We start from the raw sequence: 25,011 nt of genomic DNA on the forward strand, positions 1-25,011 counted from the left end.
GCTCTTTGTTGACTGATTTTTTCGAGAACCTACATGCTCAATAACGATCGGCTGTTGGTGCAGATCCTGCTCCTGGTGCTGTTTGGCGCGAGCCTCTGGGTGATGGCGCCGTTCTGGTCGGCCTTGTTCTGGGGCGCGGTGCTGGCGTTCGCCAGTTGGCCGCTGATGCGGTTGTTGACCCGCTGGCTCAACGGCCGGGAATCCCTGGCCGCGCTGGTGCTGACACTGGGCTGGATGTTGCTGGTGGCGGTGCCGCTGGTCTGGCTCGGGTTCAACCTGGCGGATCACGTGCGTGATGCCACTGCGTTCATCAAGGATGTGCAGATGGACGGTTTGCCCGAAGCACCGACCTGGCTGGGCGGCGTTCCTTTGGTGGGCGAGCGGTTGATGGTGATCTGGAACAGCATTGATGAGCAAGGCGCGGCGATGATGGTGGCGGTCAAACCGTATCTGGGTCAGGTCGGCAACTGGCTGCTGGCACGCAGTGCGCAGATTGGCGGCGGGATTCTCGAGCTGACATTGAGCATTGTGTTCGTGTTCTTTTTCTACCGTGACGGGCCGCGGCTGGCGGCGTTTGTCCATGGGCTGCTGGAGCGCCTGATCGGTGATCGCGCCGGGTACTACATCGAACTCGTGGCCGGGACGGTGCAGCGGGTGGTGAACGGGGTGATCGGCACAGCAGCGGCGCAGGCGGTCCTGGCGTTGATCGGGTTCCTGATTGCCGGGGTGCCCGGGGCGTTGGTGCTGGGCATCGTGACGTTCATGCTCAGTCTGATTCCGATGGGGCCACCGTTGGTGTGGATTCCGGCCACCGCGTGGCTGGCCTGGAAGGGTGAGTACGGGATGGCGGTGTTCCTCGGCTGCTGGGGCACGTTCATCATCAGCGGCGTCGACAACGTGCTGAAGCCGTACCTGATCAGCCGGGGCGGGAATCTGCCATTGGTGATCGTGTTGCTCGGCGTGTTTGGCGGGTTGATTGCGTTCGGGTTCATCGGGCTGTTCATCGGGCCTACGTTGCTGGCGGTTGCGTACAGTCTGTTGACGGACTGGAGCAAGAGTCATGCGCGGGTAGACGATCGCCGGCCCTGAGATTTTCGGCGGGGCTGAGGGCCTCATCGCGAGCAGGCTCGTTCCCACAGGGGATTTGTGAAGGGCGCAGATCCACTGTGGGAACGGGCTTGCTCGCGAAGCTTTTGACTCAGGTCGATACGTTCAAGTATTTGCCCACGCTCGCCACGTTATCGAGCGAATACTGCTTGCTCAGGTTGGCGATCATTTTGTTCAGCGCTTCATTGACGTTGAATTGAGCGGTGGAGTTGTCGCTGGTTTTCTCGCGACCTGCTTGCAGCGCCGCGTTCAGTTCATCGCTGCTGACCTCACCGCTGCCGTCACTGTCCAACTCCTTGAGCAACGCAGCGCTGGTGTCGGTGCTGGTCGATGAGGTGCTGTCGCTGGCCTGCAGCACGCTGCTCAGTTCGGTGGTGGTTACGCTGCCATCGCTGTCCGTATCCAGCTGGTTGAACAATTCTTCGCTGGATACCTGCTGTGGTGGCGGTGGCGGCGGGGTCAGGCTGGCGGCGAGTTCGTCCTTGCTGACGGTGCCGTCCTGGTTCTTGTCCAGGGCCGAGAAGATTTCTGTACTGTCGGCGCTGCTGCCAGCGTTGTTCAGGCCGTTGCTCAATTCGTCGCTGCTGATGGCGCCGTCACCGTCGGCGTCCAGGGCGCTGACGAGCGCGTCGGCCAGTTCGGTGTTGGGTGCCTGGTCATGCGGCGGTGGTGGCGGCGGTGCCATTGCCGCCATTTCCTCGCTGCTCAAGCTGCCGCTGTCGTCACTGTCCAGATCACCAAAGTTTTTGCTCAGACTGACCAGCAGGCCGTCATCGGTTTTCTGCGACAGGGCACTTTCAAGTTCGCCCTGATCTACCGCGCCGTCGCTGTTGCTGTCGAGCTTGGCGAACAGTTCTTTCTGGAATTGCTGGCTGCGGGCGCTGTTGGTCGAGGTGCTGCTGGTGCTGGTATAGCTCGTGTAGTTGCTGACACTACCAATCATTGGACTCACTCCCTGGAATGGAAAACCGGTGGGTGCACCGGCTTATGCAGCGTCAAGGGGCAAGGTGTCGTGGGTGTGTGAGGTTTGTACCGATTGGTACACACAAGTCTCAGGCCAGGCTCGGATCATGTAGGCGTGAGCCTGCAGGAATTGGTGTGTGGCTCAGGCGCGGGGCAGGCGGATGACGGCGGTGAGACCGCCGCCGGGTGTTTCTTCCAGGCTCAACTGCCCACCCAGTCGTTCCGCCGCCTCGCGAGCGATGGTCATACCGAGCCCGACGCCGCCCGAATTGCGATTACGCGAACCTTCCAGCCGAAAGAACGGCTCGAACACCGCTTCACGTTTGTCCGCTGCAATACCCGGGCCGTGGTCGATGACGCGGATCACCAGTTGCTCACGGTTGTCTTCGAGCGTGATCCGCGCGTGCCCGGCATAGCGCAGGGCGTTGTCCAGCAGATTGTTGATGCACGAGCGCAACGCCATCGGCTGCACTTGCAGCGGCGCGCAGTGGCCGCTGGCCTGGACATCTGCCCCCTGGTCCTGGGCGTTTTCGCTCAAGGATTCCACCAGCGCCTGCACGTCCATCCATTGCCCGGCTTCACTGGTGCGCTGCTCGTGCAAATAGGTGAGGGTGGCATCGAGCATGCTGATCATGTCGTCCAAGTCCTGGCGCATCTGGCCCTGCAGCTTGTGGTCTTCGATCTGCTCCAGCCGCAGCTTGAGGCGAGAGAGCGGCGTGCGCAGGTCGTGGGACACCGCGCCGAGCATCCGTGAGCGCTGCTGCACCTGTTCGATAATGCGTTTCTGCATCAAATTGAAGGTGTAGGCCGCTTGCCGGGCTTCCCGTGGGCCGGATTCATCCAGTGGCGCGCTGTCGAGGTTTTCGCTCAAGCGTTCGGCGGCGTCGCTCAGCCGCTGGATCGGCCGGCTGAGCAGTTTGGCGCCGTACCAGGCGGCAATGATCAGCGTGACAAACTGGAACGTCAGCGGCACCAACGGGCCGCCGAACCACGGCCGCGGTGGCCGGTTTTCGAAGCGCGGGTCCATCGGCGGGCGCTGTCCGCCCATGCCTTCGGAAAATGCCGGCGGCGGTGGAGGCGGGGGAGGACCGTAATGGTGAAACCAGGCAAACGCCAACAGGTGCGCCAGGATGATCGCCAGCAGCAGCACGCCAAACAGGCGGCCGAACAGCGTATCGAAGCGCGCCCGCATCAGCCGATGTCTCGTGCGTCGAACAGATAACCCTCACCGCGAACGGTCTTGATCAACTGCGGGGCTTTCGGGTCATCACCGAGTTTCTGGCGCAGGCGCGAGACCAGCAAGTCGATGCTGCGATCAAACGCTTCGATGGAACGACCACGGGCAGCGTCCAGCAGTTGTTCACGGCTAAGCACCCGGCGCGGACGCTCAATGAACACCCACAGCAGGCGGAATTCGGCGTTGGACAGCGGCACCACCAGACCGTCGGCGGCGATCAATTGCCGCAGCACGCTGTTCAGGCGCCAGTTGTCGAAGCGAATATTCGCACGCTGTTCGGTGCGATCGTCGCGCACCCGACGCAGAATGGTCTGAATCCGCGCGACCAGTTCCCTTGGTTCGAAGGGCTTGGCCATGTAGTCGTCGGCGCCCAGTTCCAGGCCGATGATCCGGTCGGTGGGTTCGCAGCGTGCGGTGAGCATCAGGATCGGAATGTCCGATTCGGCGCGCAGCCAGCGGCACAGGGACAACCCGTCTTCACCGGGCAGCATCAGGTCGAGCACCACCACGTCGAAATGCTCCGCTTGCAACGCCAGGCGCATGGCAGCGCCATCGGTGACGCCGCTGGCGTGAATGTTGAACCGGGCCAGGTAGTCGATCATCAGTTCGCGGATCGGGACGTCATCGTCGACGATCAGGGCGCGAATGCTCCAGCGTTTGTCGTCAGCGGGCGCTTTTTGATCGTCGTTCAGAGGTGCTGGGGTGCTGTGCATGCGTGCGTTCATCTGCCAGGTAGGCTGCCAACCACAAAGATGGGCTGCGAGGTTGTGGTTCCAGCATAGGCGTCCGGCCCGGAGGCGGGAAGTGCTGTAAGGACGTGTTGCGGCTGCCGAGGGTAGCGAGGAAGGGTGTTGTGGGCGTGTCGTGTGTGTATCGAACTCGACACAATCGGCGCAGGGACTAGTCTTGCTGGAGTCTTCGGGACGATTTACCGATCATCGGGTCCCGCAGTGGCGCTGGTTCCGCTACAATGCGCGCCGATTTCGTCCTGCCTGAGAGCCCGCACATGTCCGTCTGCCAGACTCCTATCATCGTCGCCCTGGATTTCCCCACCCGTGACGCCGCACTGAAGCTGGCCGACCAGTTGGACCCTAAACTGTGCCGGGTCAAAGTCGGTAAGGAGCTGTTCACCAGCTGCGCCTCGGAAATCGTCGGCACCTTGCGTGACAAGGGCTTTGAAGTGTTCCTGGACCTCAAGTTCCACGACATCCCGAACACCACCGCGATGGCGGTTAAAGCCGCGGCGGAAATGGGCGTGTGGATGGTCAACGTTCATTGCTCCGGCGGTCTGCGCATGATGGCCGCCTGCCGTGAAGTGCTGGATCAGCGTACCGGCCCAAAACCGCTGTTGATCGGCGTGACCGTGCTGACCAGCATGGAGCGTGAAGATCTGGCGGGTATCGGCCTGGACATCGAGCCGCAGGAACAGGTGCTGCGTCTGGCGGCACTGGCAGAAAAAGCCGGAATGGACGGTCTGGTGTGCTCGGCCCTGGAAGCCCGTGCCCTGAAGTCGGCGCACCCGACGCTGCAACTGGTGACCCCGGGGATTCGCCCGGCAGGCAGCGCCCAGGACGATCAGCGCCGTATCCTGACCCCGCGTCAGGCGCTGGATGCCGGTTCCGATTACCTGGTCATTGGCCGTCCGATCAGCCAGGCGGCGGATCCAGCGAAGGCGTTGGCCGAAGTTGTAGCTGAAATCGCCTGATCAAACACCGAAGATCAAAAATGTGGGAGTGAGCAGGCTCACTCCCACATTGGTTTTGTGGTGAATCAACTGTTGGGTTAAACCTTCAACACCAACTTCCCGAAATTCTCGCCGCTGAACAATTTCATCAGCGTCTCCGGGAAGGTCTCCAGTCCTTCAACAATGTCTTCCTTGCTCTTGAGCTGCCCCTTGGCCATCCAGCCGGCCATTTCCTGCCCGGCGGCGGCGAACTGAGCAGCGTAGTCCATCACCACGAAGCCTTCCATTCGCGCGCGGTTGACCAGCAACGACAGGTAGTTGGCCGGGCCCTTGACCGCTTCCTTGTTGTTGTACTGGCTGATGGCGCCACAAATCACCACGCGCGCTTTCATGGCCAGGCGACCCAGCACCGCGTCGAGAATATCGCCGCCGACGTTATCGAAATACACGTCGACACCTTTTGGACATTCACGCTTAAGGCCGGCATGCACGTCTTCGTTCTTGTAGTCGATGACGCCGTCAAACCCCAGTTCGTCGATCAGGAATTTGCACTTGTCCGCGCCGCCCGCGATGCCGATCACGCGGCAGCCTTTGATCTTGGCGATCTGCCCGGCAATGCTGCCCACCGCACCGGCCGCGCCGGAGAGCACCACGGTGTCACCTTCCTTCGGTGCGCCGACATCAAGCAACGCGAAGTAGGCGGTCATCCCGGTCATGCCCAGCGCGGACAGGTAACGGGGCAGCGGTGCCAGTTTCGGATCGACTTTGTAGAAACCTCGTGGCTCGCCGAGGAAATAATCCTGTACGCCCAAGGCTCCGTTGACGTAGTCCCCGACCGCAAATCCAGGATTGTTCGAGGCAACGACTTTGCCTACACCCAATGCGCGCATGACTTCGCCGATACCGACCGGCGGAATGTAGGACTTGCCCTCGTTCATCCAGCCACGCATGGCCGGGTCCAGGGACAGGTATTCGTTTTTGACCAGGATCTGACCCGCAGCCGGTTCACCGACTGGCACTTCTTGATAGGTAAAGGTCTCGCGGGTAGCTGCGCCCACCGGACGTTTGGCGAGCAGGAACTGGCGATTGGTCTGGGTAGTCATGACAGGCACTCAAGATGAATGAAGCCTTGTTGATAGACCTTCATGATCGATGCCGCAAGTTTGGCTGATGCGGCGAATGCACGTCGATCCAGTGCAGTGATAGTCGGTGCCGCAGTTCTATCACTGCCACTCATGGTCACTCAACCGGGCTTCTGATAGTGCTGCCGTGTCCCATGCCCCTGTGGCTAGACTGGAAACACACGATCCCCCGCATTCTTCTCTTTGAGGGCATAACAATGAGCATGACGTTTTCCGGCCAGGTCGCCGTGGTGACCGGCGCTGCCAACGGTATTGGCCGCGCGACCGCCCAGGCATTCGCCGCTGAAGGGTTGAAAGTGGTGGTGGCCGACATGGACACGGCCGGGGGCGAAGGCACTGTGGCGCTGATTCGTACAGCGGGCGGCGAAGCGACCTTCGTGCGCTGCAACGTCACGCTGGAAAGCGATGTAAAAAATCTGATGGACGAAGTGGTGAATACCTACGGCCGTCTGGACTACGCCTTCAACAATGCCGGCATCGAGATCGAGAAAGGCAAACTGGCTGAAGGCACCCTTGATGAGTTCGACGCGATCATGGGCGTCAACGTCAAAGGCGTCTGGCTGTGCATGAAGTACCAGTTGCCGTTGCTGCTGGCCCAGGGCGGCGGCGCGATCGTCAACACCGCTTCGGTGGCGGGCCTTGGTGCGGCGCCGAAGATGAGCATTTACGCGGCGTCGAAACACGCGGTGATCGGCCTGACCAAGTCGGCGGCGATCGAATACGCCAAGAAAAAGATTCGCGTAAACGCGGTATGCCCGGCGGTGATCGACACCGACATGTTCCGTCGCGCCTATGAAGCGGACCCGAAGAAGGGCGAGTTCGCCAACGCCATGCACCCGGTCGGCCGCATCGGCAAGGTCGAGGAAATCGCCAGTGCCGTGCTGTATCTGTGCAGCGACGGCGCGGCGTTCACCACCGGTCACTCGCTGGCAGTGGACGGTGGTGTCACGGCGTTCTGACCCATCAAGACCTGCCTCGTAGGAAAAGGCCCGCACACGTACGGGCTTTTTCATGGTGTCGCGAAGGGCGGCGGACAATGTGTTTCAAATGGTTAGAACCGAGGGTTTTGGCGGCGTTGTCGCACATCCGATCCTGCGCACCTGTGATTAACTGCTCCCCGCAAATGGACAGGAGTTTGCTTGCTCATGGAATTGAGAATCGATCGACAGGCATTGGTGCCGGTTGTACAGCAAATCGTCGATGGGTTGGCCGTCTGGCTCCGTCAGAGCGAGGTGCAGCCAGGGACGCGTTTACCTTCTGCGCGGCACATCGCGCGGGTCAATCTGCTCAGTCAGTCCAGCGTCGTCGAAGCCTGTGAGCGGCTGGTGACTCAAGGTGTGCTGGCGCCGCGTCATGGCGCCGGTTTCATTGTCGCCACGCCAACGCTGGTCGCCCAGGGGCAACAGGATTGCCTCTGGTTCGAAGGGGCGGAACTGAAACAGGGCGGCTGCTCGGGCGAACTTAAGCTGGGCTGTGGCGGGTTGCCGGAGAGCTGGCGCGAAACGGACGACCTGAGCTACGCGATTCGTCAGGTCAGCCGTACCGACATGGCCGGGTTGTTCAACTACAGCACTTCACGAGGCCTGCCTGCCTTGCGTCTGCAAATTCTCAAACGCCTTGGACGGCTCGGTATCGAAGTGGATGAAAACCGTATCCTGACCACCGCAGGTGCCAGTCAGGGGCTCGACCTGATCGTGCGCACCTTGCTCAAGCCGGGAGATTGCGTGGTGGTGGAAAGTCCGGGGTATCCACTGTTGTTTGACCTGCTCAGGCTGCACGGCGTGACGATGATCGAGGTGCCTCGTACCCCGCGCGGGCCCGACACGGAGCAACTGCAATTACTATTGTTAAAGCACCGGCCCCGCGCGCTATTCATCAACAGTTTCTACCACAACCCGACGGGCAGTTGCCTGACGCCTGCGATGGCGCAGCAGGTTTTGCAATTGACCAAGACCCATGGCGTGCTGGTGATTGAAGATGACGTCTATGCCGATTTGCACTACGGCCCCGGCACGCGCCTCGCTGCATTGGGGGGGGATGACAACGTGATCTACGTTGGCAGTTACTCGAAAACCCTCAGCAGTTCATTGCGGGTCGGCTTTGTCGTGGCCAGCGAAGGGGTCATATCGCGATTGGCCGAGGTCAAGATGATCAGCAGCATGGGCGCCTCAAGGTTCTGCGAATCGGTGCTGACTTGCCTGTTGGCCAGCGGCGCGTACCGCAAACTGGTACAGCGTCAGCGCCAGCGTTTGAATACGGACAGAGAGGCGGCCTTGCAAGTGCTCGAAGACGCCGAGTGGGAAGTTTTCGGCAAGCCGGCTGGTGGCCTGTTTATCTGGGCGCGATCGCGGATGTCCGACTACGCTCAGGTGCGCAAACAGGCCCGGCGCTGCGGTGTGCTGCTGTCTTCTGCCACGGCCTTCAGTCCTGACGGCCAGGCGAAAGATTGGCAGCGCATCAACGTCGCTTATGCCTGCGATCCTCGTGCCCGGGCATTTTTTCAGGCAACCGCTGCGAATCGACCTAAAGCGTTCTGAAAACGACGTGGACGTAGCTTTTTGCCATTATTCCGACGCCAGAGACTTGTGCTGGCCCATGCCCATTGCGAATCTGCGTCAACAGACTATGTCAGGGGACTAAGTGCAATGATTTCGGCCGTGCAAGGACGTTTTGCCAACCTCGGTATGGCAAAAAAAATGGGTGTCGGGTTTGTCTTGGTGCTGCTGTTGACGGCCCTGGTGGCAGCCATCGGCGTTTGGTCCCTGCAAACCATCAGTCAGCGCTTCGACGGGCTCAAGCAGATGTCGTCGCTCAACAGCGGTTTGCTCAAGGTGCGACTGCTTGAGCAGGAATACGCCTTGCACGGCAACCCGAAAACCGCGGATGCCCTGCGCCAGGGGGTTGATGGCCTGATCGCCTTGGCGGCGCAGCTCAAGGCTGCTTCAGCGGCCAACGTGCCAGTGATGAATGACGTCGAGCAGTCCCTGGCGGCTTATCGCAAGGCCTTCGACGAATTCGTCTCGCTGAGTCAGGCCAAGGACCTGGCCCTGGAAATGGCCAGTTGGTCGGTGTCCAGCTTGGCCAATAATCTGGATGTCCTGCAAGCCGGGCTTGCCGACGATGGCGCCTATACCTTGAAGGAGTCCGAAGGCAAGGACGGTGGGCAGTTCATCGAGCAAGCCAATCAGGTCAGCCAGGTGTCGCGGTTGATGCTGCAGGCCATGAACGAAGCGCGTGTGCGTCTGGATCAGAGCCGCAAGGGCGATGACAGCGCAGCTCAGGGCAAGATCGAGCAGGCCGATCAGGCGCAGGTTCAGGCCGAGCAGTTGAAAACCACAGTCAAGGATGAGGGCTATCAGACTGTCCTCAATGAAGTGGCGGGTCACATCACCAGTTTCAGCGAGAAACTGACCGAATACACCGGTCTGTTAGCCCAGGAAAAAACCGTCTATGAGCAACTGCACCAGCGTGCTGCGCAGGTGGTGGAGCGGGTCGATCAGGCGTATGTCGCCGAAGACCAGTCGATGCAGGCCGAATTGAAAAAGAACTCGATGCTGATCATCGGCTCCTCGGCCCTGGCGTTGCTGGTCGGATTGATCGCGGCGTGGGTCATTACCCGATTGATCGTGGCGCCGCTGCGCAGTGTGATTCGTGTTGCGCAGCAGATCGCCGCGGGTGATTTGAGTGCGACGGTTGAAGTGACGCGCCGTGACGAAATCGGCCAGTTGATGCAGGCCATGCAACAGATGGGGGCGGGGCTGAGCACCATCGTCAGCGGTTTGCAGGCCGGTATCGAGCAGTTGGCGAGTTCGGCGCAATCCTTGTCGGCGGTGACCGAGCAGACCAACCTGGAGGTCAGCAGCCAGAAGGAAGAAACCGAGCAGGTCGCCACGGCGATGAATCAGATGACGGCGACGGTGCACGATGTGGCGCGTAACGCGGAGGAAGCCGCTCAGGCTGCGCAAACGGCGGACGGTAAGGTGGAAAGTGGCCAGCAGGTGGTGCGTCAAAGCATGGCGCGGATCGAGCAGCTGGCGGATTCGGCGACGTCGGCCAGTTCGAGCATCGAAAGCCTGAGTGCAGAAATCCAGAACATCGGCACGGTGCTCAGTGTGATCAAGAGTGTCGCCGAGCAAACCAACCTGTTGGCGCTCAATGCGGCGATCGAGGCAGCACGGGCCGGCGAGCAGGGCAGGGGGTTTGCGGTTGTGGCGGATGAGGTTCGGGCGTTGGCCAAGCGCACTCAGCAATCGACCGAGGAGATTGAGCGTCTGGTGAGCGCCTTGCGTTCGGCGGCGCAGTCGTCGGTGCAGCAGATTCAGAACAGTGGTGAGCTGGTGAAGCTGGCGGTGAGTGACGCGTTGCAGACTGAGAGTGCGCTGGGAAGTATTGCGGCGGCGGTGTCGTTGATTCAGCAGATGAACCAGCAGATTGCGGCGGCCGCCGAGGAGCAGAGTTCGGTGGCCGAGGAGATTAATCGCAGTGTGACGAGTATTCGTGCGAGTGCGGATCAGTCTTCGTTGGCGATGCGGGGGAATGCGGCGTCGAGCATTGAATTGGCGCAGTTGGGGGTTGAGTTGAAGGGGATGGTCGGACACTTCCGGCTCTGATTTGTCTCCCTGCGTATGTGCACAGATCTAATGTGGGAGTGAGCCTGCTCGCGATGGCGGCCTGATAGCCGACCATGCTGCTGTTGACCGGGTGTATATCCATTCCTGTGGTAACGGCCACTTATGGTTTCGCCCTTACGGCGAGTCCCTTTTGTCAAACGCCACAAAAGGAACCAAAAAGTCTCGCCCCAAGCGTCCGGCCCCTCGCTAAGGCTCGGCGTTCCTTCGCTCCGGTATCCATCCGGGGACACTGCCCTCCGGTCTGCTTCGCGACGACCTACATGCAGCGTGTTCGACTGCGTCGAACGGCGCTACGCGCCACTCCCCGGATGAACACCTCCACTCAGCCTCCCGAAAGGGGCGGGTGGATCAAGATCAAGAGCTGCAGGCGAGCTAACGCTCGGCCTGATGAGTGGTGAGAATCAAAAGCTGTACGCTGAATTCTTGTAGGAGCTGGCTTGCCAGCGATGACGGCCAAGCTGCAGGCGAGCTAACGCTCGGCCTGATGAGTGGTGAAGAGCGAAGCGTGTACAGCGAACCCCTTGTAGGAGCGAGGCTTGCCCGCGAAGGCGACCTGACAGCCGACCAATGACTTGCAGGTGAACACCTGACCCTGTGGGAGCTGGCCTGCCAGCGATGAGGGCCTCGCCGCCAACCCATCTTGACCGGCAGTACTCACCCGCCAAACTCAGTCCAAAAAAAAGCCACCTCGCGGTGGCTTCCTTGATTCTTCCGATCAGTCGTAGATCACTTTTTTCTTCCAGTCCGCATCCGCTTCAACTTCTTTGAGGCCGGCGTTCAACTGGTTGGTCTCGCTTTCAACGGCCGCGATGTTGTCCATCACCATGGCGTTGGCCCGCGCCAGGAGTTTTTCCAGGTATTCGAGCTGTTCGGCGTAGATCTGTGGTTCCTGCTGTTTACGCAGGTATTGCACACCGCGCTCGAAGGCGAGGCGGGCCTGGCCTGGCTGGTTTTGTTGCAGGCATTGCTGGCCCAGGTTATTGAAGAACTCGATGTGCAGCAGGACCAGAATGTGGCGCACTTCGCGGATCCAGCGCTTGGCTTCGTTGGTCGGCAGGAAGCCATCCTGTGCGGCGCGGGTGATTTGGCCGTGCAGGGCTTCGAGCAGGAAACGCACGTCCTTGGCCTTGGCCTCGGTCTGGATCGGTGCCGGCGGGTTGTTGACCGGGATCGATTCGCCTTGCGCGACCAGGGCTTCGAGTTCGGTAATCCGGGCCCTGAGGTTGGAACTGGTTTTTTCCAGGTTGAGCAAACGCTTGCAGACATTGAGTTCCAGGCGGGTCAGCAGCAGCTTGAGGCCAGGTGTCATCAGCTGACCGGGGAAAGTCTCGGTGATTTCGCCGCAGCGACGCAGGCGGTCGTTGAGTTCAACCTTGGTACGGGCCTTTTCCAGCTTGTTGTTTTCCACCACATGGTTCATGTAGCCAATGGCGATCAATAGTGCGATCCCGGCTACGACTAGCAGGGTGATCATGAGTGGTGTCACCGGTAAGACCTCTTTATAGGGTTCGCGATCGAGTGTAGTGGCTTGGCATTTGGGCGCATAGGACCGCTCGACGAGTTGAATCGGTTGTGGCTATCTTTATATCGGCCGGGGTTCGACTTATATAAATACTGGCAATCGTGGTTCAGATTGCCATCATCTTCAGCGACGGACTATAACGTCTTGGTGGTTATCAGAATATAGTCGCCAAAGGTCAGCGGGCGCAAAAGCCGGAATCCCGGCTGAAAGCGGGGCGAAGTCATTGATTTAAATAAATTTATATCTGGGGGTTGACGACCCCTCAATCCATCCATAGAATGCGCGCCACTTACAGCGTAAAGCACACAGCGAAACGCGGTAGGGAGTGAATGTTGTACGTGTGTCCCCTTCGTCTAGTGGCCTAGGACACCGCCCTTTCACGGCGGTAACAGGGGTTCGAGTCCCCTAGGGGACGCCATATGCGGGAATAGCTCAGTTGGTAGAGCACGACCTTGCCAAGGTCGGGGTCGCGAGTTCGAGTCTCGTTTCCCGCTCCAATTTTAAGCAGCGTTGCTTTCGGGCAGGGCTGAGTGAAGCCAGAGCCGACATCTTCGGATGCGGATTTGGGCACTGAAATACACACCATGTGTTTCAGTTAGCGTGTCCCCTTCGTCTAGTGGCCTAGGACACCGCCCTTTCACGGCGGTAACAGGGGTTCGAGTCCCCTAGGGGACGCCATTTGCGGGAATAGCTCAGTTGGTAGAGCACGACCTTGCCAAGGTCGGGGTCGCGAGTTCGAGTCTCGTTTCCCGCTCCAAATTATGATCTACAGAGTTCCGTTGAGTTCTGTAAGTCGTTGAAATCAGGACCTTAGGGTCCTTTTTTCGTTCCAGTGAGTTCCACTGGAAACCACCGACAGCCACGACTTTTAAGTCCATTTTTAAGTCCATCAATACGGGTGTCACGGTTTCCGGATTGTTGCTGGAGGGGCGAGGCCTACGCGACCAGTATCTAGTCCTGACCAAGAGTTCAGGAGCTAGAGCATGGCACTCTCAGATCTGGCTGTCCGGCAAGCAAAAGCAACCGGAAAGCCCTACACCCTCGGCGACCTTGATGGGCTATCCCTGGCGGTGGCACCTGAAGGCGGCAAGTCGTGGCACTACCGCTACTACTGGGCCGGTAAGCAGAAACGCATGTCGCTGGGCACTTATCCCGAGGTCAGTCTCCGGGAGGCTCGTTCTTTGCGCGACGAAGCCCGAGCTCTTTTGGCCAAGGGCATCAACCCCCGAGCACACCGTAAGCAGAAGCGGCAGTCCGTCCGTCTCGCGGACGAAAACACATTCAAGGCAGTGTTCGACACGTGGGTAGAGCATCGTAGACTCGTTCTCAAGGAAGGACGGCAGAGCACGCTCTCACAGATCCAGCGTATTTTTGTCAAAGACGTACTTCCTGCTCTTGGGAAGCGCTCAATCTACGAAATCCAGCGGTCCGACCTGCTGGAGGTCGTGGCGAGGATAGAGCGCAGAAAGGCGCTCACTAGCGCCGAGAAGGTCCGGACCTGGTTCCGGCAGATGTTCCGTTACGCATTGATCATCGTCCCCGGGTTACCGCTGAATCCGGCGTTCGACCTGGACGTCGTCGCGTTGCCCCAGCCACCTGTGCGCCATAATCCATTCCTGCGCATGCCCGAGCTCCCGGCCATGCTCCAAATACTACGTCAGTATCCCGGTAAGCTGCAGACCCAGCTTGGCCTTCGGTTGCTATTTTTGACGGGAGTGCGTACGGGGGAGTTGCGGCTGGCGACGCCGGATCAGTTCCACCTCGATAAAGGCCTCTGGATCATCCCCCCTGAAGTGGTGAAACAGCTGCAGCTTGAACTGCGGAAGGAGGGCAAGCGTTCCGGTGGTATCCCGCCCTACATCGTGCCGCTCTCTGTGCAAGCTGTGGAGGTCGTTCGCCACCTGCTCGATCAAGTGAAGCCAGCCCAGCGGTACCTGTTCGCTCACTACAGTGACTTGAAAAAGCGTATCAGCGAAAACACGCTTAATGCCGCGTTAAAACGGATCGGGTACAAGGATCAACTGACAGGTCATGGCATCAGGGGAACTATTTCCACCGGCCTCAACGAAATTGGCTACCCGAAGATTTGGGTCGATGCGCAGCTCTCTCATTCAGATCCCGATAAGGTGAGCTCGGCGTACAACCATGCCGAGTACGTGGAGCAGCGGCGGCGCATGATGCAGGATTGGGCCGATAGACTGGATCTCTTCGAGCAGTGCCGGGTTGAAGCGGCTAGCATGCCGATCACCATTCGCCTAGAAGGTGTTCCGCAGTTGGCGGGAGGTTTTGACGAAGTGGTCCCTACCGCGACGCGCGCTCCCATCCTGGGGGCGACAAGCGCAGGAAGCACAATGCCGACGCTGCCTGCAGCCGCTCAACGCATATCGGCTGTTTCAGGACTAGCGCTTGGGCTTTCGGATATACAGCGAGAGCGAATGGAAATGCTGGAGATGTTCAACGCACCACATAATCTCCCGGTGGCGGTGTTTGCTGAGATGGCTGGTAAATCACGCAGATGGATCAGTTACGAGGTTCAGGCCAAAAGAGTGCTTGCGTTGAGCCTGGGTAACCAGGGGCGGCGCGTTCCAGATTGGCACCTAGATCCCCTGAAACATAAGCTGGTGCAGGCTGTTCTGAAGCATTCGCAGGACGCTGATTCCTGGGCGATTTACCGAGCATTACTGAATCCCCATGGAGTGCTGGATGGCCGCACGCCGATTGAGGGCGTTACGTCAGCGAATTTCCATGAGGCTGTTATGGCCGCGTGCTTTACTTTGAAGAGTAGCGAGACCTTGCACACGCAGTTCAACGCGGTGTTCAGGTGACGACTACGCCTGGTGTGCTGACCGACGACGTCGCAGACATGGGCATGGGCCTGCTGATCATGACCTTACGTGATCTGGGCACCGGCGACCGCATCGTGCGCGAAGGCCACTGGGGCTCCGTCGTACAACCACTGGCGCGAAAAGTTACCGGCATTCAGCTGGGTATCGTCGGGCTGGGCCGGGTTGGACATGCCATCGCCAAACGCGCCTTAGCCTTCAACATGACGGTGAATTACACCGATCTGCGTGAGCAGCCACAAAGCGGCTACACCTTTGTTCCGGATCTGATCGAGCTGGCGCGCCGCAGCGACGTGCTGATGCTAGCGGCATCTGCCGATCAAGGCAGCGCAATCATCACTCCAACGGTACTCGAGGCACTGGGCGCCAATGGCTATCTGATCAATGTCGCACGCGGCAAGTTGGTTGATGAGCCAGCGCTGATTGCTGCCTTGAGCAACGGCACCATCGCCGGTGCAGGCCTTGATGTTTTTGTCGATGAGCCTCGCGTTCCGGATGCCCTGCGCTCGTTGAACAATGTGGTGCTGCAGCCGCATCGCGCCAGCGCTACCGAGCAGACCCGATTGGCCATGGGCGAAATCGTGTTGGTCAACCTGCAGGCCTGTTTTGCGGGTTCACCGCTGCCTGCTGCGGTCGCTTGCTGAGACACGCTCTACATATCATTCCAACAATAAAACTTCCCGCGAGGGAAGCCGGAGAGCCCCATGACCTCCAAGACCGCACCGTTAGAAATCCCGCTTGAAAAGGCCCATGTCGGGCGTCGCCGGTTCGTCATTCTCGCGCTGATTTTCATTGTCACCGTCACCTCCAAGTCACCAGCGTGGCCACCATAGCCAAACTGGTTGCGCTTGCGCGCAACGCGCCATGCCTGGCGCACCCCAAAAAAACATGGTTCTTGAACCATGGGGCATCAGTTTTCTGGCTGTTCAAACCACCAGAACGAGGTGCGATGAAGGCTTAAATGCTGTCCACAATCCCGCCTTCCACTCGCAGTGCCGCGCCCGTCGTAGCCGACGACAGGGGCGAAGCCACGTAGGTCACCATGTTCGCCACTTCGTCCAGCTGCGCCGCGCGGCCGATGATCGAGGAGGGACGGTGCTGTTGGACGAATGCAATGCCCGCTTCTTCCAGTGTCTGGTCGGCAGGGGCATTTGCCATCAGCATCTGGGCCGCGCCTTCAGACAACGTAGGGCCGGGCAATACGCTGTTCACGGTCACGCCTGTGCCTGCGGCCATCTTGGCCAGCCCGCGAGCCAAGCCCAACATGGCGGTCTTGCTCATGCCGTAGTGCACCATGTCCGCCGGGATGTTGTAGGCCGACTCAGAGGCAATGAAGACCACGCGGCCCCAGTTGCGTTCCAGCATCTGCGGCATGTAGGCCCGCGACATGCGAACGCCAGACATCAGGTTCACATCCCAGTAGCGCTGCCACTCGTCGTCGCTGATGTCAAAAAACGGCACGGTGCCATAGATGCCCAGGTTATTGATCAGAACGTCGCAGTGCGGCGCTTGCACCGCCAACTGTTGGCAGCCTTCGGCCGTGGCCAGGTCAGCAACCACGCCTTGCACCTCAACGCTTGGTGCGTGGGCCTGCACGGCGGCTACAGCCTTGTCCACCGCTGCCTGCGTGCGGCCGTTGACCACAACGTTTGCACCAGCCTGAGCCAGAGACTTGGCAATCGCCAAGCCAATGCCAGCAGTGGAACCCGTGATGACGGCAGTCTTACCGTTTAAGTCGATGTTCAGCATGGTGAGTATTCTCAGTGAGTGGTTGCTATGCAGTCACTGTAGAAACGACCCGATAAAAGATAAATGCGCGCATAATATTTTGATTAAAAACTATTGGTTTCTAATCCTGTGGACAAGTTCAGCAGCATGATGGTCTTCGTCAAGGCGGTAGAGAGTGGCTCCTTCGCAGCTGCCGCTGATGCGCTGGAGCTCTCTGCCCCCATGGTCGGCAAGCATGTGCGCCAGTTGGAGCAGCAGCTCGGTGTGACCTTGCTCAACCGCAGCACCCGCCGCCAAAGCCTGACGGAAGTGGGGCGCAACTACTACGAGCGCTGCAAGATCGTGCTGGTGGAGGTGGAAGCAGCCGATGCCATTGCCCGCGACAGCCGTAAATTGGCGCAAGGCCATTTGCGTATCAGCGCTTCCATCAACTATGGCACCCATTGTTTGGCTCCCGTGCTGGCCGGTTACCGTTCCAGTCACCCGCAGGTCACACTTGGGCTGGAGTTGAGCGACAGCGTGGTGGACGTGATTGCCGGTGGCTATGACGCAGTGTTTCGCGTGGGTACGATGCCCGACTCAGGCCTACGTGCGCGGCCCTTGGCGCCGTACCGCATGGTGGCTTGTGCGGCTCCGGCCTATCTAGTCGAACATGGCGCGCCACAAGCACCGGCTGACTTGGCGCAGCACCAATGCCTTGGCTTCACCCACTGGTCTCCGCGCGAGGTCTGGTATTTCGATGGGCCCAATGGCCGCGAAAAAGTTGCCATTCATGGGCCGCTCTCTGCCAACGTTGGCCACGCGCTGCGTGTGGCGGCGTTGGGGGGCATGGGCATCATCTTGCAGCCCGAGGCACTGGTGGCCGACGACTTGCGGGCGGGTTGCTTGCAGCGCGTGCTGCCCGACTACGCCGCCCCAGCTCTGCCCGTGCATTTGGTTACGGCGCCGGGGCGGCTGCGTACCCAAAAGCTGCAAAGTTTTTTGGACTATATCGTCGAAGTGCTGGGGCCGCAGTCGGGCGGGAGAGGCACCAACAGGTGATTGTGGGGAGCGAGAAACCGGTCAACCGAGCGATCTCTATTTCATCAGGCGGTGAAAGCGGTGGTCGAAGGGTTGCCCCCGCAGTTCAAGGCGGTGAAGGCACTGATCAACAACGTCGGTCTAGCTCTGGCGCCCAGCGCGGCGCAGAACGTCGATCTGAATGATTGGCACACCATGATCGACACCTGGTCGCAGAAACTGCCCGACTGGCTGGGCTTGCACGTACGTTGCTTCGCTTTTCTCGGCGGGACGTCAGAAATCCTGGTGCCGGATTATGTGGCGCGCCACATAATCCGGCTTTTGTTCCCTTCGCCGTTATGTTCCCAGCGCGGGCGTTTGGCCGTACTTCAAGGCGACTGCGCCGGTAAACGCCACATAACGTTTCACTCTGGTCGGATGATGACCTTCCACCCTGTTTCATGGAATGGAGGTTGTCATGTTGGAACGTTATTTCTTGAAGCCGCAAACTGTCGATCGGATTCGCGGCAATTGGCTTGGCTCGGCAATCAAGCGCTACGTGAAGTGGCTGGAGTAGGAAGGCTGCCATCGCCCTGTGCGCTCCACCCGATCAATCCTCGGCGGCATCCTCCCAAGCAGGCGCTCGGCACTGGGACGTCGACTTGCTGAAATGGCTCGATTCCCTTTGATTCTTATGTGCCCCTCGGCTCGAGCGTCACCCATCATTCCTGGGGCTGCCGAGCCAGTGCCACATAATGGCGAAGGGAACAAAAGCCGGACAACCTGCGCAGTGGCGTAACCAAGGCGCATAGCTACGAGCCGGACATTAACCCCAGCTACCGCGATCTGGCCGAGCATTACGGAGTCGCCGTGCTGCCTGCTCGCGCGCGTAAGCCCAGAGATAAAGCCAAGGTCGAAGTCGGCGTGCAGGTGGTCGAACGCTGGATCCTCGCGGTGCTGCGCAACCGCCAGTTTTTCTCCCTGAGCGAACTTAATACGGAGATCGGCGTGCTGCTGGATCGTCTCAATCAACGGCCCTTCAAAAAACTACCCGGCTCGCGCTGCTCGGCCTTCAAGGCTAAGCGCGCCGACGAATCCGTCGCCTATTTGCGCTGGTTGTTGGCGCCGACGCCGAATTGACCCAGTGCCGAGATGTCACTGACCTAGCAGCCTGTCGGACTTGAATTCATGAGCGGGGCATCAATAGTGAGGCGAAGCAATTTGCCTCACTATTTAGGTATTTCCAGGCATTTTTGCCCCAGGCTTTCTGGGTGCGAGCGGATTTAACCCATTCTTACCCGCATTGGACGGATTTGTGGCGCATAACGGCCATGCGTTTCAAATTCCAGGCCAGACAGACCAGGCGCCATTCCCCGCTCACCTTGTCCTTGCCCCGCAACAGGAACTGACGGAAGCCCATGACTGTCGGCGCTGATTGAAAACTGACCCACCGGGGATGCGGCGGAAATCTTGGACTACCTGGAGGTAGTTCATGTACTCATACGAAGACCGTATCCGAGCGGTCAAGCTCTACATCAAACTGGGCAAGCGAACCGGGGCAACTATTCGTCAGTTGGGCTACCCGACGAAGAACTCTTTGAAGAGCTGGCACGCAGAGTATGAGCGATGCCTCGACCTGCCGCGTGGCTACGAGAACTCGAAGTCGAAGTACTCACTGGCCCAAAGGGAAAAGGCTGTCGGGCACTATCTCGAATACGGTCGCAACATCGCCGCTACCATCAAGGCGTTGGGCTACCCCGCGCGGGATTCGTTGCGTGCCTGGATTTACGAAATGCGCCCCGAGTTGCATACGCGTATTGTCGGTCGATCAGACGGGTTAGCCCGGCCGCCAGCGGTGAAGCAGGCAGCGGTCATCGCGCTGTGCACGCGAAAAGAAAGTGCGAAAGCCCTGGCTCAAAAGCTGGGCGTGTGCAGGCCGACCTTGTACAACTGGAAAAACCAGCTACTCGGCCCAGAGGTATCCCCATCCATGAAGTGTCGGCTTGAACCCTCATCGTCACCGGAACGAGAGGAGTTGCAGCGGCAACTCGAATCTCTCCAGCTCGATGTTCGCCGTTTGCAGCTTGAACATGACCTGTTGATGAGGGCGAATGAACTCATAAAAAAAGAGACGGGCATCAACCGGCAAGTCCTGACCAATCGGGAGAAGACATTGCTGGCTGATGCCCTAAGGCAGAGGTACTCCTTGCTAGAGCTGCTTGACGCGTTGGGCTTGGCCCGAAGCTCCTATTTCTATCATCGAGCCCGAATGCAGGTCGCGGAAAAGTACACCGAAGCGCGTCGTGCCATGGCGGACATATTCGAGCGCAATCATCGTTGCTATGGCTACCGTCGGATGCGAGCTTCGTTGAGCAGGCAGCGTGTACGCCTTTCAGAGAAGGTGGTGCAGCGCTTGATGAAGCAGGAGTGCCTAGTCGTCGCCAAGCCGAAACGGCGTCGATACGGTTCCTACCTCGGGGAGATCAGTCCGGCGCCGGAAAACCTCCTCAACCGCGACTTCACGGCCCTAGCTCCGAATGAGAAATGGCTGACCGACATCTCGGAGTTCCAGATCCCAGCCGGCAAGGTGTACCTGTCCCCCATGATCGACTGCTTCGATGGGAAGGTAATCAGTTGGTCGATCGGCACGCGTCCCGACGCCGAGCTTGTGAACACGATGCTGGATGCCGCTGTCGAAACGGTGGCCAGCAACGATAAACGGCCTGTTGTTCACTCCGATCGTGGCGCTCACTACCGCTGGCCCGGCTGGCTATCGCGCATCGCTGATGCGAAGCTGATTCGTTCGATGTCGCGCAAAGGCTGCTCACCTGACAACGCGGCTTGTGAAGGTTTCTTCGGCCGACTGAAAACGGAGCTGTTCTATCCTCGCAACTGGCAGTCAACGAGCATCGAGCAGTTCATTCAGGCCTTGGATTCATACATTCGCTGGTACAACGAAAAACGAATCAAGATTTCCCTCGGCGCGCTCAGTCCCATTGAGTATCGTGAAAGCCTGGGCTTCGCGGCATAACCAGTCCAAGTTTTTGTCCGCATCCCCACCCTGCCGATTGAAAATTGACCCAGGGCGGATTGCTGATTTTGGCATCAGCAATTGTGGATAAGCTTAGCAGTCGTGTCCCGGTGGAAGAGGCATTAAAGCCCCACCGCATGTGGGCATGCGGCAGGGTATTTTTGGTGCAGATCAAAACAGCTCATCGTCCTCGGCACCATCATTGTCTTTGCGCTTTCGTTCACGTGATTTGATCTTGGTCTGGGCGACCAAGCTGCTGTGTTGCAGGCGGTAGGACTCGTTGCCCGTTTCGACGATGTGGCAGTGGTGTGTCAGCCGATCCAGCAACGCCGTTGTCATCTTGGCGTCACCAAACACGCTCGACCATTCCGAGAAGCTGAGGTTGGTGGTGATCACCACGCTGGTGTGCTCGTACAGCTTGGATAGCAGGTGAAATAACAGGGCACCACCGCTCTGGCTGAAGGGCAAATACCCCAGTTCATCGAGTATCACCAGGTCTGTTCGTAGCAGCCCTTGAGCGATGCGGCCCGTCTTGCCGTCGTACTTTTCGCGTTCCAGCAGATTGACCAGATCCACCGTGGAGTAGAAGCGCACGCGTTTGTGATGCGTCGTGATCCCGGACACAGCCAAGGCGGTGGCGAGGTGTGTTTTGCCTGTTCCAGGCCCGCCGATGAACACGACATTCTGCGCGGTATCGGTGAACTCCAGGTTGGACAGATCCCTGATCAGGCGGGCATCTGCGCTGGAAGCGCTGAAGTCGAAGCCGGCCAAATCACGATGCATGGGGAGTTTGGCCATGTTCATCTGGTGGTTCACTGAGCGCACCGCTCGATCCGCATGTTCTTGTTGGAGAAGATGCTCAAGTAGCCATTTCGAGGATGCCGTCGAAGCTTCTCCTTGCGAGGCTAGTTCTTCCCAGGCGCTGGCCATGCCATGCAGACGCAGTTCTTTGAGTTCCGCCATAAGATCACGCATTGCGAGTCTCCTCATCGGTGGTACGGAGCCGGTCGTAGCGTGCCGTATTGGCGACAGGCGCTATCTTGAGTTGAAGGCTGGTTTCGGCGGACGGAGGGGCTGCTGTCGATGTCAGTCGAGCCAGGACATTCAGGATGTGCTCAGCACTCAAGCTGCCTGATTCAAGTACCAACTCCACAGCCACCAATATGGCGTCGAGCCCGGCGATGGGAACAGCCGCCAGTACCTGCGTCATGACTCGATCACCATTGGCGTGACGCCTCAGACCGCGTTTTAGCAGCTGCAACGGCTTCGGCAGATCAGCAAACGGAGCGCCATTGCGCAGCGCTCCAGGCTTGCGCTCGATAAGCGGGATGTAATGCTGCCAGTCAAAACTGACCTGATCTCGATCAAACAGACGCTCGTGGCTGGCAATCGTCGTTTCATCGGCGATGACCACCACCCGGGAAGGATACAAACGGCTGCTGACCCACTGGCCGACCCGCTCACACGGCACCGAATAGCGATTTCGCGCCACGCTGATCAGGCAGGTGCTGGAGACCCGTACGGTGCGCTCGACGTAGCCATCAAAGGCAGTCGGCATCGGCATCAATTCAGCGCGTTCCAGCTCCAGGACGTCCGCCACGGTCAGCCCGTTGTACTGCGGGTGCAGCAGTTCGCCCCAGAGCGCACGGCAGCGTTGGCCGAGCCAGGCATTCAATTCCTCGAAGGTGTGGAACATGCAGTTTTGAGCATCGAGCCAGATGCGCCGTCGGCTGTCTTGGACGTTCTTTTCAACGATGCCTTTTTCCCAGCCGGAAGCGACGTTGCAGAAGTCCGGGTCGAACAGGTAGTGCGCACACATCACGGCAAACCGAGCATTGACCGTGCGGCCCTTACCCTTGTTGACCTTGTCGACAGCGGTCTTCATGTTGTCGTAGATGCCGCGACGCGGCACCCCACCTAACGCGCCAAACGAGCGGGTATGGGCATCGAACAACATCTCGTGGCCTTGGCTGGGATACGCAACCAACCAAAATGCGCGACTGGCGCACAGCTTCATATGGGAGACCTGGATGCGTCGGAACAGGCCGCCGATCAGCAGACCTTCTTCGCTCCAGTCGAATTGAAAGGCCTCCCCGAGTGCAAAGGTCAGCGGCACAAAGGCTCGTAAAGACTTGCCTTGCTCGCCGCGCCACGAGCGTATAAAGGCGGTGAGTTGGCTGTAGCCGCCGTCGTACCCCTCGGCCTTGATCTGTTCGAAGAGTGCTTTGGCACTCCTGCGGTTGTGCTTTGCCCGAAACGAATCGGCCTTAAGCGCCTGCTCCAGCGTCTCGTGAAATGGACTGAGTTTGTTGAAGGTTGCGCACCGTTGGTACGCCGGCTGGGTGGCTTCGGGTGCTCTGACCCATTTTCGAATGGTGTTTCTCGACAGTCCGGTACGCTTGGCTATCTGATGCAGCGAGAGCTTGTCGCGGAAGTACATCCGCCGGATTTTTCCCAACATTTCCATGCTGATCACCCTGTGTTCTCCTGCTCGAAAAGTGAGCAGAAGCAGTTGAACACCTGGGTCAGTTTTCAGTCGGCAGAACAGCCTTTACTGGGTCAGTTTTCGGTCAGCGGCAACACGCGCGTCCCAGCAGCTATAGAAAGCACGGAAAAAAGAGTTTGATCGGGCGTATGCGACGCAAGATCGAATACGCCAAAGCGCAGGTGCGGGCCAAGGTTGAACATCCCTTTCGCGTGATCAAGCGCCAGTTTGGCTACACGAAAGTACGCTTTCGTGGCTTGTCGAAAAACATCGCCCAACAGACAACCTTGTTCGCATTGTCGAACCTGTGGATGGTGCGAAAACGGTTGTTGAATGCGGGAGAGGTGCGTCTGTAATGCGGGCTGATCGCCCTGAAACAGCACGATCAGAGGAAAGAGCCGTGAATTAAAGACAAGAAGGGTCTGTTTTTCGGCCGACTTGGATTTTTTGAACCTCAAGCAGCGAGGGCCTCAAAAATCGGTGGGTACTTCAGACCTTCCCTAGGGTTACTCAGTCACGTATACGATAGCTCCCGAGTTTTAATAAATGAAATCTATGATTGATATATGTCATATAATTAGACCAAATAGGTTTAGGGGAGGTCTGAAGTCCCCCCACCCCCGATTTATTGACATTCCAGCCATTGGGAGTTCAAAAGTCGGTGGACAGCCAAAAATCAGGTGTTGGTTCTACTTAATTTATTGTTTTTCCTTTGAATAACACCTTTTATCCGCGCATTTCGCGAATCACAGGCGCACCACTTCCGCAACCAGCAGCCGTTTTCGCATCTTCAGGTTCGACAAGGCAAATAGCGTGGTCTGTTGCGCGGTGTTTTTCATCCGTCCGCGATAGCGCACTTTCGTATTGCCAAACTGGCGTTTGATCACTCGAAGTGGATGTTCAACCTTGGCCCTTACTGTAACTACGCTCGGCCCAATACTTCTGGTTGGCTTTCTAGGGTATGGCGTCAGCTTGGTGTTGTTCGTCCTTGCCCTTCGCGGACTTGGAAACGCTCGAGTCGGTGCGTGCTTCTCAACGCCTCCATTTCTGGGGGCGGTTATCTCGATTCTGATCCTGGGTGAGTCAGTGTCGCTTTTGTTCTTATTCGCTGCCGCATTGATGGCCATCGGTGTCTGGATTTATCTCACCGAAAATCACGCTCACGAACATCAGCACAACCCCTCAAGCACAGCCATCGTCATATCCATGACGAGCACCACCAGCATGAGCATGAATTCGACTGGGATGGAGTGGAACCACGTAGCCACTTACATGAGCACGCCGCGATCCAGCACACCCACTCGCACTTCCCCGACATCCATCATTGTCACAAACATTGATCCTATTGGGCAGATCGACAGTATTCACTTTGACGGGCACCGACTCGGCTGCTGGCCAAATGCGATATCAGCGTAATATGGGTTTATCCCGCATTTTATCCGAGAGCCATGTCAGCCGGGCCTTCCTGCTGGCTGGTGTTGGCCAGGGACGGCGAATCCGTCTCATGCCTGTCCCACCTCTGTCCGCCATTCCGTCAAAGCGTGGTCAAAGTGGCGGACACCAGGGCATAGGCATACCCCATAACCTTGTCACTCTCCGACACACCGTGTTGATTCCTATACTGAGTGTCATTTCCTAC

The 25,011-nt window shown here is 58.7% G+C and carries 18 protein-coding genes, 4 tRNA genes and 7 pseudogenes; 19 read left to right on the forward strand and 10 right to left on the reverse strand.

The genetic code is table 11. From position 1 onward, the window contains the following. Nucleotides 1-33: 33 nt before the first annotated feature. Nucleotides 34-1,089 carry an AI-2E family transporter gene (locus BLU63_RS18750; RefSeq protein WP_077749214.1) on the forward strand — a complete coding sequence of 352 codons (1,056 nt, stop codon included), beginning with the start codon at nt 34-36 and terminating at the stop codon, nt 1,087-1,089. A 109-nt stretch (nt 1,090-1,198) separates the two neighbouring features. Here the strand turns inward: BLU63_RS18750 and xopAW are convergent, their stop codons facing one another. The 3 genes from xopAW to BLU63_RS18765 form a co-directional block, all read right to left on the reverse strand. After that, nucleotides 1,199-2,050 (reverse strand): EF-hand domain-containing protein, encoded by an 852-nt coding sequence (gene xopAW / locus BLU63_RS18755; RefSeq protein WP_083375958.1) that lies wholly within the window; start codon nt 2,048-2,050, stop codon nt 1,199-1,201. A 162-nt stretch (nt 2,051-2,212) separates the two neighbouring features. Continuing rightward, nucleotides 2,213-3,262, reverse strand: coding sequence for a sensor histidine kinase (locus tag BLU63_RS18760; protein ID WP_083375959.1), 1,050 nt, complete (start codon nt 3,260-3,262; stop codon nt 2,213-2,215). Beyond that, on the reverse strand, nt 3,262-4,020 hold the full coding sequence (locus BLU63_RS18765) for a response regulator (RefSeq protein WP_077749216.1): 759 nt from the start codon (nt 4,018-4,020) through the stop codon (nt 3,262-3,264). The genes BLU63_RS18760 and BLU63_RS18765 overlap by 1 nt, the downstream gene beginning before the upstream one ends. A gap of 293 nt (nt 4,021-4,313) precedes the next feature. Between BLU63_RS18765 and pyrF the strand changes: the two genes are divergently transcribed. Further along, nucleotides 4,314-5,012, forward strand: coding sequence for an orotidine-5'-phosphate decarboxylase (gene pyrF, locus BLU63_RS18770; protein ID WP_167362277.1), 699 nt, complete (start codon nt 4,314-4,316; stop codon nt 5,010-5,012). A 77-nt stretch (nt 5,013-5,089) separates the two neighbouring features. Here the strand turns inward: pyrF and BLU63_RS18775 are convergent, their stop codons facing one another. Beyond that, nucleotides 5,090-6,094 carry an NADP-dependent oxidoreductase gene (locus tag BLU63_RS18775; protein WP_010457045.1) on the reverse strand — a complete coding sequence of 335 codons (1,005 nt, stop codon included), beginning with the start codon at nt 6,092-6,094 and terminating at the stop codon, nt 5,090-5,092. 236 nt (nt 6,095-6,330) lie between these two features. On the opposite strand from BLU63_RS18775, the gene BLU63_RS18780 reads away from it, so the two are divergent. The 4 genes and pseudogenes from BLU63_RS18780 to BLU63_RS33840 all read left to right on the forward strand — a co-directional run bounded on the left by BLU63_RS18780 (nt 6,331) and on the right by BLU63_RS33840 (nt 10,743). Then, a complete protein-coding gene (locus tag BLU63_RS18780; RefSeq protein WP_077749218.1) occupies nt 6,331-7,092 on the forward strand; it encodes an SDR family oxidoreductase in 762 nt (253 codons plus the stop codon). A 186-nt stretch (nt 7,093-7,278) separates the two neighbouring features. Then, nucleotides 7,279-8,670, forward strand: coding sequence for an aminotransferase-like domain-containing protein (locus BLU63_RS18785; protein WP_083375960.1), 1,392 nt, complete (start codon nt 7,279-7,281; stop codon nt 8,668-8,670). Between the two features lie 1,014 nt (nt 8,671-9,684). Continuing rightward, nucleotides 9,685-9,882, forward strand: a pseudogene (locus BLU63_RS33835) (HAMP domain-containing protein); the annotation flags it as partial. Further along, nucleotides 9,880-10,743: a methyl-accepting chemotaxis protein gene (locus BLU63_RS33840; RefSeq protein WP_370654447.1), complete on the forward strand. Its 864-nt coding sequence runs from the start codon at nt 9,880-9,882 to the stop codon at nt 10,741-10,743. The pseudogene BLU63_RS33835 and the gene BLU63_RS33840, both read left to right, overlap by 3 nt. Before the next feature lie 736 nt (nt 10,744-11,479). Here BLU63_RS33840 and BLU63_RS18800 read toward each other — a convergent pair. Further along, nucleotides 11,480-12,250, reverse strand: coding sequence for a hypothetical protein (locus BLU63_RS18800; RefSeq protein WP_010457037.1), 771 nt, complete (start codon nt 12,248-12,250; stop codon nt 11,480-11,482). A gap of 378 nt (nt 12,251-12,628) precedes the next feature. On the opposite strand from BLU63_RS18800, the gene BLU63_RS18805 reads away from it, so the two are divergent. The 7 genes and pseudogenes from BLU63_RS18805 to BLU63_RS33550 all read left to right on the forward strand — a co-directional run bounded on the left by BLU63_RS18805 (nt 12,629) and on the right by BLU63_RS33550 (nt 15,962). Beyond that, nucleotides 12,629-12,704, forward strand: a tRNA-Glu gene (locus BLU63_RS18805). 3 nt (nt 12,705-12,707) lie between these two features. Further along, nucleotides 12,708-12,783 (forward strand) — tRNA-Gly (locus BLU63_RS18810). A gap of 105 nt (nt 12,784-12,888) precedes the next feature. Beyond that, a tRNA-Glu gene (locus BLU63_RS18815) sits at nt 12,889-12,964 on the forward strand. A 3-nt stretch (nt 12,965-12,967) separates the two neighbouring features. Continuing rightward, nucleotides 12,968-13,043: transfer RNA gene (locus BLU63_RS18820), tRNA-Gly, on the forward strand. 226 nt (nt 13,044-13,269) lie between these two features. Then, entirely contained in the window at nt 13,270-15,111 is a 1,842-nt protein-coding gene (locus tag BLU63_RS18825) for a tyrosine-type recombinase/integrase (RefSeq protein ID WP_057976730.1), read from the forward strand. Beyond that, nucleotides 15,075-15,773, forward strand: a pseudogene (locus tag BLU63_RS18830) (NAD(P)-dependent oxidoreductase); the annotation flags it as partial. The gene BLU63_RS18825 and the pseudogene BLU63_RS18830, both read left to right, overlap by 37 nt. A 60-nt stretch (nt 15,774-15,833) precedes the next feature. Next, entirely contained in the window at nt 15,834-15,962 is a 129-nt protein-coding gene (locus BLU63_RS33550; protein ID WP_255312017.1) for a hypothetical protein, read from the forward strand. Between the two features lie 124 nt (nt 15,963-16,086). On the opposite strand, the gene BLU63_RS18835 is transcribed toward BLU63_RS33550, so the two are convergent. Next, a complete protein-coding gene (locus BLU63_RS18835) occupies nt 16,087-16,875 on the reverse strand; it encodes an SDR family NAD(P)-dependent oxidoreductase (protein ID WP_057976741.1) in 789 nt (262 codons plus the stop codon). A 96-nt stretch (nt 16,876-16,971) separates the two neighbouring features. Between BLU63_RS18835 and BLU63_RS18840 the strand changes: the two genes are divergently transcribed. The 3 genes and pseudogenes from BLU63_RS18840 to BLU63_RS18850 form a co-directional block, all read left to right on the forward strand. Beyond that, on the forward strand, nt 16,972-17,898 hold the full coding sequence (locus BLU63_RS18840) for a LysR family transcriptional regulator (RefSeq protein ID WP_231990896.1): 927 nt from the start codon (nt 16,972-16,974) through the stop codon (nt 17,896-17,898). Between the two features lie 60 nt (nt 17,899-17,958). Beyond that, nucleotides 17,959-18,525 (forward strand): hypothetical protein, encoded by a 567-nt coding sequence (locus tag BLU63_RS33170; RefSeq protein ID WP_174604249.1) that lies wholly within the window; start codon nt 17,959-17,961, stop codon nt 18,523-18,525. Nucleotides 18,526-18,630: 105 nt separating this feature from the next. Then, nucleotides 18,631-18,933: pseudogene (locus BLU63_RS18850) on the forward strand (IS21 family transposase); the annotation flags it as partial. Nucleotides 18,934-19,150: 217 nt separating this feature from the next. Here BLU63_RS18850 and BLU63_RS18855 read toward each other — a convergent pair. Then, nucleotides 19,151-19,282: pseudogene (locus tag BLU63_RS18855) on the reverse strand (transposase); the annotation flags it as partial. Nucleotides 19,283-19,348: 66 nt separating this feature from the next. Between BLU63_RS18855 and BLU63_RS18860 the strand changes: the two are divergent. Further along, nucleotides 19,349-20,887: an IS3 family transposase gene (locus tag BLU63_RS18860; RefSeq protein ID WP_057977870.1), complete on the forward strand. Its 1,539-nt coding sequence runs from the start codon at nt 19,349-19,351 to the stop codon at nt 20,885-20,887. Between the two features lie 171 nt (nt 20,888-21,058). Here BLU63_RS18860 and istB read toward each other — a convergent pair whose 3' ends face one another. After that, the gene (gene istB, locus BLU63_RS18865) at nt 21,059-21,862 is read right to left on the reverse strand and encodes an IS21-like element helper ATPase IstB (RefSeq protein ID WP_010466203.1); all 804 of its coding nucleotides are present in this window, start codon (nt 21,860-21,862) and stop codon (nt 21,059-21,061) included. Then, nucleotides 21,855-23,354: an IS21-like element ISPpu27 family transposase gene (gene istA / locus BLU63_RS18870; protein ID WP_115284415.1), complete on the reverse strand. Its 1,500-nt coding sequence runs from the start codon at nt 23,352-23,354 to the stop codon at nt 21,855-21,857. The genes istB and istA overlap by 8 nt, the downstream gene beginning before the upstream one ends. Before the next feature lie 116 nt (nt 23,355-23,470). Here istA and BLU63_RS18875 point away from each other — a divergent pair. Next, a pseudogene (locus tag BLU63_RS18875) lies at nt 23,471-23,728 on the forward strand (transposase); the annotation flags it as partial. 390 nt (nt 23,729-24,118) lie between these two features. Here the strand turns inward: BLU63_RS18875 and BLU63_RS32795 are convergent. Then, nucleotides 24,119-24,325, reverse strand: a pseudogene (locus BLU63_RS32795) (transposase); the annotation flags it as partial. On the opposite strand from BLU63_RS32795, the pseudogene BLU63_RS33340 reads away from it, so the two are divergent. Beyond that, a pseudogene (locus BLU63_RS33340) lies at nt 24,291-24,712 on the forward strand (EamA/RhaT family transporter); the annotation flags it as partial. The pseudogenes BLU63_RS32795 and BLU63_RS33340 overlap by 35 nt on opposite strands. Nucleotides 24,713-25,011 lie beyond the last annotated feature (299 nt).

Source organism: Pseudomonas mandelii, assembly GCF_900106065.1.
In the GTDB taxonomy this organism is placed as follows: domain Bacteria; phylum Pseudomonadota; class Gammaproteobacteria; order Pseudomonadales; family Pseudomonadaceae; genus Aquipseudomonas; species Aquipseudomonas mandelii.

What these genes read in the sequence shown, in the direction of transcription:
- pyrF (WP_167362277.1), top strand. Translation starts at nt 4,314, where the DNA reads ATGTCCGTCTGCCAGACTCCTATCATCGTCGCCCTGGATTTCCCCACC.
- BLU63_RS18750 (WP_077749214.1), top strand. Translation starts at nt 34, where the DNA reads ATGCTCAATAACGATCGGCTGTTGGTGCAGATCCTGCTCCTGGTGCTG.
- BLU63_RS18765 (WP_077749216.1), bottom strand. Translation starts at nt 4,020, where the DNA reads ATGCACAGCACCCCAGCACCTCTGAACGACGATCAAAAAGCGCCCGCT.
- BLU63_RS18860 (WP_057977870.1), top strand. Translation starts at nt 19,349, where the DNA reads ATGTACTCATACGAAGACCGTATCCGAGCGGTCAAGCTCTACATCAAA.
- BLU63_RS18775 (WP_010457045.1), bottom strand. Translation starts at nt 6,094, where the DNA reads ATGACTACCCAGACCAATCGCCAGTTCCTGCTCGCCAAACGTCCGGTG.
- istB (WP_010466203.1), bottom strand. Translation starts at nt 21,862, where the DNA reads ATGCGTGATCTTATGGCGGAACTCAAAGAACTGCGTCTGCATGGCATG.
- BLU63_RS18785 (WP_083375960.1), top strand. Translation starts at nt 7,279, where the DNA reads ATGGAATTGAGAATCGATCGACAGGCATTGGTGCCGGTTGTACAGCAA.
- BLU63_RS18780 (WP_077749218.1), top strand. Translation starts at nt 6,331, where the DNA reads ATGAGCATGACGTTTTCCGGCCAGGTCGCCGTGGTGACCGGCGCTGCC.
- BLU63_RS33550 (WP_255312017.1), top strand. Translation starts at nt 15,834, where the DNA reads ATGACCTCCAAGACCGCACCGTTAGAAATCCCGCTTGAAAAGGCCCAT.
- xopAW (WP_083375958.1), bottom strand. Translation starts at nt 2,050, where the DNA reads ATGATTGGTAGTGTCAGCAACTACACGAGCTATACCAGCACCAGCAGC.
- BLU63_RS18825 (WP_057976730.1), top strand. Translation starts at nt 13,270, where the DNA reads ATGGCACTCTCAGATCTGGCTGTCCGGCAAGCAAAAGCAACCGGAAAG.
- istA (WP_115284415.1), bottom strand. Translation starts at nt 23,354, where the DNA reads ATGGAAATGTTGGGAAAAATCCGGCGGATGTACTTCCGCGACAAGCTC.
- BLU63_RS33840 (WP_370654447.1), top strand. Translation starts at nt 9,880, where the DNA reads ATGGGGGCGGGGCTGAGCACCATCGTCAGCGGTTTGCAGGCCGGTATC.
- BLU63_RS18760 (WP_083375959.1), bottom strand. Translation starts at nt 3,262, where the DNA reads ATGCGGGCGCGCTTCGATACGCTGTTCGGCCGCCTGTTTGGCGTGCTG.